This window comes from Lactobacillus psittaci DSM 15354, assembly GCF_000425905.1.
In the GTDB taxonomy this organism is placed as follows: Bacteria; Bacillota; Bacilli; order Lactobacillales; family Lactobacillaceae; genus Lactobacillus; species Lactobacillus psittaci.
Map to the genome: position 1 here is coordinate 21,628 of NZ_AUEI01000009.1, position 12,666 is coordinate 34,293.

The window sequence follows — 12,666 nt, forward strand, 5'->3', positions numbered from 1 at the left end:
ACATAGGAGAAAATTATAATGTTTAATCGCCAAATTGATGAGGATGATTCTTTAATCCTCCATACGGATTTGTATGAAATCAATATGATGTATACCTATTTTAAGAAGGGAATAAGTGAAAAAAAGGCTGTGTTTGAAGTCTTTTATCGTCAAGAACCTTTTGGAAATGGTTTCGCCGTTTTTGCAGGATTAGAGCATATTGTCCAATATCTTCAGGACTTACGCTTTAGAAATAGTGATTTAGAATTCTTGAGGGAGACTCAAGATTATGATGACGATTTTATTGATTATCTAAAAAATCTTAAGTTGAAGTTAACTGTTCGTTCGATGGAAGAAGGTCAGTTAGTATTTGCTAATGAACCCATTGTTCAAATTGAAGGACCACTTGCTCAATGCCAACTGGTCGAAACTGCTGTTTTAAATATCGTTAACTTTCAGACTTTACTTGCAACTAAGGCGGCAAGAATTAAGTTGGCTGTAGGAAATGATGGCATAATGGAATTTGGTACCCGGCGCGCCCAAGAAACTGATGCAGCACTTTGGGGAACTCGTGCAGCTTATATTGGTGGCTTTGATGCGACAAGTAATGTGCGTGCTTCCAAATTATTCGGTATCCCTGCAAGTGGTACCCACGCTCACGCCTTAGTTCAAGCCTTTGGTAATGAATATGAAGCTTTTAAAGCATATGCAGAAACACATAAAGATTGTGTCTTTTTGGTAGATACATATGATACAGTTCGCTCAGGTGTGCCAACAGCGATTAAAGTAGCTAAAGAAATGGGCGATAAGATTAACTTCTTAGGGGTTAGAATTGATTCAGGAGACATGGCCTATATTTCTAAGCAAGTTCGTAAGCAATTAGATGATGCTGGCTTTAAAGATGCCAAAATCTTTGCTTCTAATGATTTAGATGAAAAAACAATTACCAATTTAAAGATGCAGGGCGCAAAAATTGATGTTTGGGGAATCGGGACAAAATTTATCACAGCTTTTGATCAACCAGCATTAGGTGCAGTATATAAATTAGTTGCAATTGAGAATGAAAATGGTGAATGGCAAGATAGTTTGAAGATTTCTTCTAATGCAATTAAAATCTCTACTCCTGGTAAAAAGCAGGTTTGGCGAATTTGTGCCAATCATGATCGTAAAAATGAAGGCGATTGGATTGCACGTGATACAGAAGATCCAACAAATTTCAAAGCTTTATTTATGTTCCATCAACAATATACTTATATCAACAAAGTCGTAACAGACTTTACGGCCATTCCATTACTAAAGCCAATTTTTGTTGAAGGTAAATATGTTGACCACCCTCGTTCTTTAGCTGAAACTAAGGAATTTTGTGCTAAGAACTTAGATGCTTTGTGGGATGAATATAAACGTAGTTTAAATCCACAAGAATATCCAGTTGATTTGTCACAAGATCTCTATGAAAGTAAAATAGATTTAATTAATGAGATAAGAACAAAAATCAGAAATAGAGGTTTACACTAATGAGAGAACTTCAAAAAGAAATTATTGCTTACGAACATGTTTTACCAGAAATTGATCCAGAAAAAGAAATTAGACGCTCGGTAGACTTTTTAAAAGACTATTTGAAGGCCCATCCATTTTTAAAGAGTTTGGTATTAGGAATTAGTGGTGGTCAAGATTCCACGCTTACTGGAAAACTTTGTCAAATGGCAATTGAAGAATTGCGTCAAGAAACTGGTAATAAAGATTATAAATTTATCGCAGTTCGTTTGCCTTATGGGGTGCAAAATGATGCTAGTGATGCTGCTGATGCAGTTGCCTTTCAAAAGCCAGATATTGATTTAATTGTTAATATCAAAGATGCAGTTGATAAAACTGTCGATAGTCTTGAACAAGCTGGGGTAAAAATCACTGATTTCAATAAAGGCAACATTAAAGCGCGTCAAAGAATGATTGTCCAATATGGTATTGCTGGGGCTTATAGCGGTGCTGTTGTCGGAACAGACCATGCTGCTGAAAACATTACTGGTTTTTATACTAAATATGGTGATGGTGCTAGCGACCTAGTTCCATTATTTAGATTAGATAAGCGTCAAGGCAAGGCGCTCCTTAAGTACTTAGGTTGCCCGGAACACTTATATTTGAAAGCACCAACAGCTGACTTAGAAGAAGATGCACCTGATTTACCTGATGAAGTTGCACTTGGTGTTACTTATAAAGATATTGATGATTATCTTGAAGGTAAAGAAGTTAAGGCTGAAGCTGCAGAAAAAATTGAAGCTTGGTGGAACAAGACTAAGCATAAGCGTGAATTACCAATTACCATTTTTGATGACTTTTATAAAAAGTAATTAGCTTGTAAATTTAACTTTTTTTCTCTATAATAAACTTATCATAAGGGAGTAACGGCAATGTAAGTTGCGACAAGTCCAACAACCGAAAGTTAAACTTTCTGGGCTTGTCTTAATGAGTGAGACTTATGTGCATTTGCACATAGGTCTCTTTTTGTTAGGAGGTTAATAAATTGCCACAAAAATTTTATACTCAAACAATTCAAGCTATTGAGCAAGAATTAGACACTAGCGAAAAGGTGGGGCTTGCTCAAGTTGAAGCTCAAAGACGCTTAGCAAAAAATGGTAAGAATGTTTTGGCGAGCCAAAAGAAAAAGAGTATGTTTAGCAAGTTCTTGGATCAGTTCAAAGATTTTATGATTTTGGTCCTAATTCTTGCTGCTATCGTAAGCGGAGTAGTTGCTGGTGAATGGACTGATGCAGGCATTATTATGTTTGTTGTCATTATGAATGCAGTCTTAGGAGTAGTTCAAGAATCACGTTCAGAAGCCGCAATTGAAGCTTTGAAGAATATGACAACACCGGAAGCCAGAGTTAAGCGTGATGGTAAGATTGTTCAAATTCCAAGTACTGAATTAGTAGTTGGTGATATTGTCTTACTTGAAGCTGGAGATGTTGTACCCGCCGATTTAAGATTAGTTACTAGTGAAAGCTTAAAAATTGAAGAAGCTGCTTTAACTGGCGAATCAGTCCCAGTTGAAAAAGACAAGGCTACTTTAGAAAATAACGATGTAGCCTTGGCAGATAGAGTCAATATGGCTTATTCTTCCACTAACGTTACGTATGGACGTGGAGAAGGTATTGTGGTCGCCACTGGTATGCAAACTGAAGTTGGTAAAATTGCTACGATGATTAATGAAGCAGATGAAACTGATACTCCACTTAAAGAAAGTTTGAATCAACTGGGGAAGACACTTACTTGGATGATTTTGGCAATTTGTGCGGTTGTCTTTATTGTGGGCGTTTTGCGTAATCCTGCTAATGAAGCTGGATCGAGCTTAATGATTGATATGTTCTTAATAGCAGTTTCTCTTGCCGTAGCCGCAATTCCAGAAGGGTTACCAGCTATCGTAACAATTATTCTAGCTTTAGGTACCCAAACCATGGCAAAGCATAAGGCAATTGTCAGAAAATTACCAGCTGTTGAAACATTGGGAGCAACTGATATTATCTGTTCAGATAAAACAGGAACGCTAACGCAAAATAAGATGACAGTTGAACAGGTTTATTATGACGGGAGTTTACACCAAGCTAATGAACCTATTGATGAAAATAGCAACTTAATGCAAGTTATGCTTTTAGCTAATGATACTAAGATTGAAGAAACTTTGTTAGGGGATCCTACTGAAACTGCTTTGACTCAGTTTGGATTAGATAAAGGCATAGATGTAGCTGAACTGTTAAAAGTTAAGAAAAGAATTCAAGAGGTTCCATTTGACTCTGAACGTAAGTTAATGAGTACTATTAATGAGTCTGATGGTAAATACTATGTTGCTGTTAAAGGTGCACCTGATGAATTACTTAAGCGCGTAAGTAATTTATCAGCAGTTGAAAAGGATAAAATTTTAGCAGCTAATAAGGAAATGGCTCAAAATGCTTTAAGAGTTTTGGGCCTAGCATACAAAGAAATAGATCAGCCTTATGAAAAAGCAACAACCGAAAATGTAGAAAATGATTTGAATTTTGCTGGCTTGGTAGGAATGATTGATCCTGAACGTCCAGAAGCCAAAGAAGCTGTTGCTGAAGCAAAATCAGCTGGTATTAAGACCGTTATGATTACGGGTGACCACCAAGTGACTGCCCAAGCTATTGCAGAAAGATTGGGTATCATTGAAGCAGGACAAGACAGCAGAGTTTTAACAGGTAGTGAACTTGATAAATTAGATGATGCATACTTTAAGGCGCATGTAGGTGACTATAGTGTATATGCCCGCGTAAGCCCTGAACATAAGGTGAGAATTGTTAAAGCTTGGCAAGCAAATGATAAGATTGTTGCTATGACTGGTGATGGTGTTAATGATGCTCCAAGTTTAAAGCAGGCAGATATCGGTATTGGTATGGGGATTACAGGGACTGAAGTTTCCAAAGGTGCTAGTGATATGATTTTAGCTGATGATAATTTTGCTACTATCGTTGAAGCTGTTAAACAAGGTCGAAAAGTCTTTTCAAATATTCAAAAAGCTATTCTTTACTTAATGAGTTGTAATGTTGGTGAAGTTTTAACTGTCTTTATCATGACTATTATGGGTTGGGACGTTTTACAACCAGTACAACTTCTTTGGATTAACTTGGTAACTGATTCATTGCCTGCAATTGCTTTAGGGGTTGAGCCAATTGAATCTGGAATAATGAAGCGCAAACCACGAGGAAAGAAGTCAAACTTCTTTAGCGGTGGTGTTGCAAGTAGTGTGATTTATCAAGGAGTATTAGAAGGAGTTTTAGTTTTAGTCGTATACATGCTAGGCTTACAGATAGGACCTCATGTTTCAAATCACACCTTACAACATGGAGATGCATTAACTATGGCATTTTTGACTTTAGGTTTGATTCAATTATTCCATGCCTTTAACTCTAAGTTTATTCACCAATCAATTTTTAGAAAACAAACTTTCAAAAATAAGTGGTTTAATTGGGGAATTATAATTTCAGCAATTATTATGGCTGCAGTTGAATTACCTTTTTTAACTAATGTCTTTAAAGTCACAGAATTAGATTTAGATCAATGGTTAGCAGTTTTAGGTACAGGCTGTTTGATGATTTTAATTGTTGAGTTAGTAAAATTAGTACAAAGAAAAACACAAAATTTGAATTAATAAAGAAATAAGTGGTATTTATGCCACTTATTTTTTTATGCTAAAATTTGCATTATGAATGAAAAAGAACTAACACAACTTGTTAAAGCAATTTCACTTAAATATTTTGACTATCCTTTTGATGGGCAAGTAATTATCAATTATCGCTTTAAAACTACAGGCGGAAGATATCATTTAAATGATCACCATATTGAAATTAATGCTCATTTTTTAAAGAAAAAATATTATCAAGACTTAGTTGGTATTATCAAACATGAACTTTGTCATTATTATTTACATGTTCATCATTTGGGCTATCGTCATCGAGATCAAGATTTTAAATATTTATTGAAAAAGGTTGGAGCTAGTCGCTATGCTCCTGATATCGGCTTACGTAAAAAGCCTAAATACCTTTATTGTTGCCATAATTGCGGACAGAGATATCCCAGGCAGAGACGTTTAAATACGAGACGATTTTTATGTGGTAAATGTCATGGAAAATTATTTCTTTTAAAAAAAGACTTGCATTAATATAAAATTTACGATATCATATTTAAGTGTTCGCGGGCGTGGCGGAATGGCAGACGCGCAAGACTAAGGATCTTGTGATCGCTTTTAGATCGTGGAAGTTCGAGTCTTCTCGCCCGCACTCATCGAGGAAGTTGCAACTAGCAACTTCCTTTTTTTGTTAAGCTTTGATAGTTGGCTATACAAAATGCTAACTTTTGTTTAAAATTGCAGATAGGTGAAAGAATGAGACAAAAACGTACGCAGAATATGGTTATTATCGCGATTTTTACGGCGCTTTTATTATTAGAAATTTTTATTCCTAATCTTGGAAATATCCATCTTTTTCCTGGCTTGCCGGCGATAACGACAATTCCATTAACAGTTGCAGTTTTTGCAAATTTACAGTCTTATCAATTCAGCTTTTGGTTTGGCGCTCTTTGGGGGCTTTTAAGCTTGTTAATGGCATATCTTGCACCTGGAGATTTGGTAACGGTGATTCTTTTTCAAAATCCACTAATTGCTGTCCTACCACGGGCCTTAGCAGGGTTAAGTGCAGGGATAATTGCTAAAAAGTCAGGATATATTTATCAATTTTTAAGTGGTGCTTTAGCTAGTTTAATGAATACTGGGCTTGTAATTTTACTAGCCAGTGTTTTTTATCAAAACAATTCAACTTTGTTAAATCATTTAAAAGCTGGTCCAAGTGCTAGTTTATTTATTATTTTAATTTCTAGCTTAGCATTGAATGGTATACTAGAATTGATTTTTAGTGCAGTTTTGACACCATTACTTGTTACACCACTCAAGCAAATTTTAATTAAGAAAAAATAGGGGAAGAATATGGCGCGCTCAAAGAGTCGAATTTCGAAGAATACATTAATTCTAATTAAAGTATTTGGAGTTTTATTAATTTTAGTTGTAGGATTTGTCTGTTTTAAATATTATCGTAGACAGGCTTTAAACAGTGAATTAATTCGTCAAGAGCAACTTGCTCGTGAGCAAGAAGCGGCTAAAGAACTCAAAATTAAGACAGATTTTATTAAGATGATTGGACCCATCGCACAAAAGGCTGATCAAGGCTTTGCGCTATTACCTAGCATTACAATTGCACAGGCCTGTCTAGAAAGTAACTATGGTCAAAGTGACTTATCGCAAAAGTATAACAACTTATTTGGAGTAAAAAGTAGTGATCCTAATACTTCAAAGGTGCTTTCAACTAAGGAATATGTAAATGGAAAATGGATTGTAGTTAAAGCACGTTTCCAAGTTTATGATTCTTATGAAGCTTCAATTCAGGCTCATGCAAGATTATTTCAAGAAGGAACAAGTTGGAATAAAGATCAGTATGCCCACGTTTTAGCAGCAAAAGACTACAAGAGTCAAGCTAAAGCATTAGTTACAGATGGCTATGCAACAGATCCTGACTATGCTACTAAGTTAATTAATTTGATTGAACAATTTAACCTAAATCGTTTTGATAATTAGTATATTTTTTAATGGTCTTCTTCATTAACGAAGAAGACTTTTTTAGTTATAATGGAAAGTACGTGTTAATTTTTTCGTGAAAGGATTAAGTTATGAGCCGGGAGACTATTTTAAAAGGATTAAATCCGCAACAACAAGAAGCAGTGGAGACCACTGAGGGTCCATTATTAGTTGTGGCTGGAGCTGGTAGTGGTAAGACTAGCGTATTAACCAGGAGAATCGCTTATTTAGTTGAAGAAAAAGGCGTTGCCCCTTGGAATATCTTGGCAATTACTTTTACTAATAAAGCTGCTAATGAAATGCGTGAACGTGTGCAACAACTTTTAGGACCAGCAGCTGAGAGTATTTGGATGTCAACTTTTCATGCTCTATGCGTACGAATTTTACGTCGTGATGCTGAAAAAATTGGTTATTCACGCAACTTTTCAATTGCTGATTCTAGTGAACAAGTAACTTTAGTTAAAAGAATCCAAAAAGATTTGAACATCAATCCTAAGATGTACAATCCTAAAGCTATCTTGTCAGCAATTTCTAATGCTAAAAACGATTTGTTAGATTATAAAGCTTATGAAGCTACTGCAAAAAGTCCTTTTGAAAAAGTCGTTAGTGAAGTTTATCAAGAATATCAAAAACGGTTATTAAAAGACCAAATTATGGACTTTGATGATTTAATCATGCAGACTTTGGTTCTATTTAAAAAAGATAATGAGACTTTAAGCTTTTACCAAAATAAGTTTCGCTATTTATTAGTTGACGAATACCAGGATACCAACGAAGCGCAATATCAATTGTGTCATTATTTAGCAGCAAAATCCCACAATATTTGTGTTGTTGGGGATGCTGATCAGTCAATTTATGGTTGGCGTGGGGCTAACATGGAAAATATCTTGAATTTTGAACAAGATTATAAAAAAGCTGGCGTTCAAACAGTTAAGCTAGAACAAAATTATCGTTCAACCGGCCATATTTTGAAAGCAGCTAATAGTGTTATCAAGAATAACCAAAACCGGAAAGTAAAGAATTTATGGACCGATAAGGGTGATGGCGCCAAGATTAGTTATTACCGTGCTGCTAGTGGTAATGATGAAGCTTTATATGTTATTTCTAAAATAACCGAAGCTGTAAAGACTGGAAAAAGAAAATATCAAGATTTTGCGGTTTTATATCGAACGAATGCCCAATCTCGTAACATGGAAGAAGCACTAGTAAAGTCAAATATTCCATATCAAATTGTTGGTGGGCACAAGTTCTATGACCGTAAAGAAATTAAGGATATTATTGCGTACTTAAAACTAGTCGCTAATACTTCTGATACCATGAGTTTTAACCGAATCGTTAATGTACCAAAACGAGGAATTGGAGCTACTACAGTTGAGAAGCTAACTAGTTTTGCAGCCAGTAATAATTTAGGAATTGGAGATGCTTTAGCAAATTTAGCTTTAGCCCCAATTTCAAGTGCAGCAAGTAAAAAATTGGCTGATTTCAATACTAAGTTAATGGATTGTGTGGCTTATAGTAAAAGTCATGGCGTTACCGGCTTAACTGAAAAGATTTTAGAAGATTTTGGGTATACTGATGCTTTAAGGAAAGAAAAAACTATTGAAGCTGACAGCCGCTTAGATAACTTAGATGAATTCTTGACCGTAACTAAGAGATTTGATGATAATTATGAAGCTGAAGATGATGAAAGCTTACCAGTTAATGATTTCTTGAGTGAAGTTACTTTGTTAAGTGACCAAGATGATATTGAAGACAAAGAAAATCAGTTAACCTTAATGACTTTACATGCTGCTAAAGGACTTGAATTTCCGGTAGTCTTTTTAGTAGGGATGGAAGAAGGGTTGTTCCCACTTTCACGTGCAAGTCTAGATGATGAACAACTAGAAGAAGAACGGCGTTTAGCTTATGTAGGGATTACTCGAGCAAGAGAGAAATTGTACATTACCAATGCCTTTTCAAGAATGATGTATGGTAAAACTAATGCAAATCCACCTTCTCGCTTTATTGATGAAATTGATAGTAGCGATATCGAGCCTGAGTATAGTCAATCACCAGCAAATAATACATATAAACGGGCAAATGTACAAAATGTTCCATTTGCTAAAGCGAATGAAAGTCGGCGTAGCGCGGTTTATACGCCTAAAAAGGCCAGTGGTGCAGTTGGAGCTGAAAAAGAAGGTTGGGTTGTTGGTCAACAAGTTATGCATAAGGCTTGGGGACGCGGTGTAGTTGTGAAAGTCAACGGTTCAGGCGAAGATATGGAATTAGATATCGCTTTTGAAGGTAAAGGAATTAAACGTCTTTTAGCAGCTTTTGCGCCGATTAAAAAGGTATAATAAAGCTATCTAAGCGTATTTATTATAAGGAGGCAGTATGGCTACATTATCTAAAGAAGCTGCCCAAGAGCAGATTTTAGCTCTAAGAGCAAAATTAAATAAATGGGCTGATGCATATTATGCTCAAGATGCACCAGTAGTTGAAGATGCAGTATATGATCAAAATTATCAACAGTTATTAAATTTAGAAGCCGAATTTCCAGATTTGGTAACACCCGATTCAATTACCCAAAGAGTTGGCGGCGAAATAAAGTCTGATTTGAGTAAAGTAGAACATCCTGTTCCCATGCTTTCAATGGGAGATGTTTTTTCAAAAGCTGAGTTAGAGGAATTTGATCAACGTATTCAAAAACTAGTTGGCCATAGCGTGTCATATAATGTTGAATTGAAAATTGATGGTTTATCCTTATCACTTGAATATACAGATGGAAAACTAGTAAGAGCCTCTACTCGTGGTAATGGTCGAATTGGTGAAGATGTTACTAAGAATGTTCAATTTATTAGTGATATTCCTAAGACGCTACCTGAAAAGTTGACTACCGAAGTTCGTGGCGAATGTTATATGGGAAAAGAAGCATTCTTAAAGCTTAATGAGGAACGCGATGAAAAAGGTGAACAAGTCTTTGCCAATCCACGTAATGCAGCTGCTGGTTCATTACGTCAGCTTGACCCTCAAGTTACTAAGAAGCGTAATTTGAGTACTTTCATCTATACTTGGGTCAATCCACCTGAAGATATTACTAGTCAGCACCAAGCTATTCAAAAAATGAAAGACTTAGGTTTTCATACTAATGAAACTGGTAAAAAATTAGCCAATATGGCTGAAGTAATGGACTTTATTGATGAATATACTGAAAAACGTGATAGTTTGACTTATGGAATTGATGGTATTGTATTAAAAGTTGATGATTTATCTCTTCAACAAAAGTTAGGCAATACTGTTAAAGTTCCACGTTGGGAAATTGCTTATAAATTCCCTCCAGAAGAACAAGAGACTGTTGTTCATGAAATTGTCTGGACTGTAGGTAGAACTGGTGTTGTTACGCCAACAGCTGTAATGGATCCAGTAGAACTTGCTGGTACTACAGTTGCTAGAGCTGTTTTGCACAATCCTGACTTATTGAAACAAAAAGATGTCAGAATTGGTGATACTGTTAAGCTTCATAAAGCTGGTGATATTATTCCTGAAATTTCACAGGTTGTTTTAAAGAAACGCCCTAAGGATAGTCAAGTTTATCAAATCCCAACTACTTGTCCATCTTGTGGGCAAAAACTAGTACATTTACAAGGTGAAGTAGCTTTGCGTTGTATTAATCCGGCTTGTCCAGCGCAAGTAGAAGAAGGTATTATTCACTTTGCTTCACGGCCGGCAATGAATATTATGGGATTAGGACCAAAAATCGTTAAGCAATTAATCGCTAAAGACTTGGTTCATGATATTGCTGATTTATATCATTTAACTAGCGATGATTTGGCCCAGCTTGATCATTTTGGGGATAAGTCGATTAATAATTTATTAACAGCAATTGATCAATCAAGACAAAATTCGGTTGAATTATTACTATACGGATTAGGAATTGACCATGTTGGGGCTAAAGCAGCTCAATTAATTGCAAAAAGATTTAAAAACTTATCAAAGATTATGGTTGCGAGCGTGCAAGAACTCACAGCAATCGATACAATAGGAGAGACGATAGCAGAATCATTAACAACTTATTTTGCTAATCCTGCAGCTGAAAAATTAGTGCAAGAACTAGTGGATTGTCATTTAAATATGGAATATCTAGGAAATGATGTACCAGCTGCAGATATCGAGGATAATTTCTTCAAGGGTAAAACCGTAGTCTTAACTGGTAAGCTTGCACATTATAGTAGAAGTGAATTTACTACTAAGTTGCAAGCTTTAGGTGCCAAAGTGACCAGTTCTGTTTCTAAAAAGACTGATTATGTCATTCATGGAACGGATGCTGGCTCTAAGTTGACTAAGGCACAGAAACTGGGGGTTGCTCTTTTAACGGAAGAAGAAGCCGTCGCCAAAATTAAATAAAAGGGATCAGTAATTGTGAAAAAGATTTTACGCATTGCATTAATTTCTGCTTCCGCGGTCCTGCTAGCAGGGTGTGGGCGTTTGAAAGATTCAAATTTAGCAAATAACGCAACAACGACCTCAACGTCGAACAATAAAAAAAGTTATCAAACTACTTCAACTAGTAAAAATGGGTACACTGTTTTATTAAAAAATGGTCAATATGTAACTAGTCCTACTTCAGGGATGACAGCAACTGATAATGACAACAGTGTTGATGAAGATGCACTTGAACGCGGGCTGGTTAAAATTTCTAAAAATAAATTTTCAACCGGTAACTATGTTTTTGAAGAAGGCCAACAAATCAGTGCTGCTACAATGACTGACTGGTTGAAGCGTAAGTCTAAGTCGAATCCAGATGGTTTAAATCCAGTAAATAACGGTAAAAAAGCTGCAGATAAGCGGAATCCTGTTATGTTAGAACAAGTATTAGAGCAAGATTATTTAACAGGCTCTGGCTCGAATTATAAATTATCTGGAATCTCACTTGGATTAGCAATGAACAGTGTTGATTATTATCAAAAGACTACTGATGGGCCGGAATATTCAACTACTATTTCTAGGGAAAAGCAAGAAGCTTACGGTAAAGAAGTAGCGGAAAAGATTATTTCTCGTTTACGTAAGAAAAAGAATATGAAAAATATTCCAATTGTTGTAGGGCTCTTTTCTAAGACTTCGAAGGATTCCTTAGTTGGTGGTTCTTACTTTAGTTATGGAATTAGCGAGGGTAATAGTAGTAAAATAACTACATGGAAGAATATTTCCGAGAAAACTCAGGTTTTACCAACCGTTAATAATGCTAGTCCAATCAACAGTGATGATGCTAGTGCATTTAACAGTTTTAAAACTGCTATTCAGAACTACTTCCCTAATGTAAGTGGGGTTATTGCAACAACCAGATATGAAGATGGTAAGTTGAGCCAAGAAAATATCTCAATTACTACTCAATTTTATGGTTATATGCAAATTCAGAGTTTTACGCGTTTGGTCTTAGCACAAGCTAAGAAGTATTTGGCAAAAGATGTACCAATTGAAATAAAGATTGGTTCAGTTAATGATACACAAGCCGTAATTTATAAAAATAGTAGTGATGATAACTACAATACCCATATTTATGGTGGAGAATAAGGAGG

9 protein-coding genes and 1 tRNA gene are annotated in these 12,666 nt (G+C 35.6%); all 10 read left to right on the plus strand.

The window, feature by feature from the left end:
• The first annotated feature begins 18 nt into the window (after window positions 1–18).
• A complete protein-coding gene (locus H628_RS0102975; RefSeq protein ID WP_027825130.1) occupies window positions 19–1,494 on the plus strand; it encodes a nicotinate phosphoribosyltransferase in 1,476 nt (491 codons plus the stop codon).
• Window positions 1,494–2,324 (plus strand): ammonia-dependent NAD(+) synthetase, encoded by an 831-nt coding sequence (gene nadE / locus H628_RS0102980; protein ID WP_027825131.1) that lies wholly within the window; start codon window positions 1,494–1,496, stop codon window positions 2,322–2,324. Before H628_RS0102975 ends, nadE begins: the two co-directional genes overlap by 1 nt.
• A 173-nt stretch (window positions 2,325–2,497) precedes the next feature.
• Window positions 2,498–5,137 (plus strand): calcium-translocating P-type ATPase, PMCA-type, encoded by a 2,640-nt coding sequence (locus H628_RS0102985; protein WP_027825132.1) that lies wholly within the window; start codon window positions 2,498–2,500, stop codon window positions 5,135–5,137.
• Window positions 5,138–5,191: 54 nt separating this feature from the next.
• Window positions 5,192–5,647: a SprT family protein gene (locus H628_RS0102990; RefSeq protein ID WP_027825133.1), complete on the plus strand. Its 456-nt coding sequence runs from the start codon at window positions 5,192–5,194 to the stop codon at window positions 5,645–5,647.
• 32 nt (window positions 5,648–5,679) lie between these two features.
• Window positions 5,680–5,765 (plus strand) — tRNA-Leu (locus H628_RS0102995).
• A 104-nt stretch (window positions 5,766–5,869) separates the two neighbouring features.
• Window positions 5,870–6,457 carry a membrane protein gene (locus H628_RS0103000; protein ID WP_027825134.1) on the plus strand — a complete coding sequence of 196 codons (588 nt, stop codon included), beginning with the start codon at window positions 5,870–5,872 and terminating at the stop codon, window positions 6,455–6,457.
• Between the two features lie 9 nt (window positions 6,458–6,466).
• The gene (locus tag H628_RS0103005) at window positions 6,467–7,111 is read left to right on the plus strand and encodes a glycoside hydrolase family 73 protein (RefSeq protein WP_027825135.1); all 645 of its coding nucleotides are present in this window, start codon (window positions 6,467–6,469) and stop codon (window positions 7,109–7,111) included.
• A 92-nt stretch (window positions 7,112–7,203) separates the two neighbouring features.
• Window positions 7,204–9,447: a DNA helicase PcrA gene (gene pcrA, locus H628_RS0103010; protein ID WP_027825136.1), complete on the plus strand. Its 2,244-nt coding sequence runs from the start codon at window positions 7,204–7,206 to the stop codon at window positions 9,445–9,447.
• A 37-nt stretch (window positions 9,448–9,484) separates the two neighbouring features.
• Window positions 9,485–11,494, plus strand: coding sequence for an NAD-dependent DNA ligase LigA (gene ligA / locus H628_RS0103015; protein WP_027825137.1), 2,010 nt, complete (start codon window positions 9,485–9,487; stop codon window positions 11,492–11,494).
• Between the two features lie 15 nt (window positions 11,495–11,509).
• Window positions 11,510–12,661: a CamS family sex pheromone protein gene (locus tag H628_RS0103020; RefSeq protein WP_027825138.1), complete on the plus strand. Its 1,152-nt coding sequence runs from the start codon at window positions 11,510–11,512 to the stop codon at window positions 12,659–12,661.
• The last annotated feature ends 5 nt before the right edge of the window (window positions 12,662–12,666 follow it).

Coding starts and splice junctions, on each gene's coding strand:
- H628_RS0102975 (WP_027825130.1), top strand. CDS start 19: ATGTTTAATCGCCAAATTGATGAGGATGATTCTTTAATCCTCCATACG.
- nadE (WP_027825131.1), top strand. CDS start 1,494: ATGAGAGAACTTCAAAAAGAAATTATTGCTTACGAACATGTTTTACCA.
- H628_RS0102990 (WP_027825133.1), top strand. CDS start 5,192: ATGAATGAAAAAGAACTAACACAACTTGTTAAAGCAATTTCACTTAAA.
- H628_RS0103000 (WP_027825134.1), top strand. CDS start 5,870: ATGAGACAAAAACGTACGCAGAATATGGTTATTATCGCGATTTTTACG.
- H628_RS0103005 (WP_027825135.1), top strand. CDS start 6,467: ATGGCGCGCTCAAAGAGTCGAATTTCGAAGAATACATTAATTCTAATT.
- pcrA (WP_027825136.1), top strand. CDS start 7,204: ATGAGCCGGGAGACTATTTTAAAAGGATTAAATCCGCAACAACAAGAA.
- ligA (WP_027825137.1), top strand. CDS start 9,485: ATGGCTACATTATCTAAAGAAGCTGCCCAAGAGCAGATTTTAGCTCTA.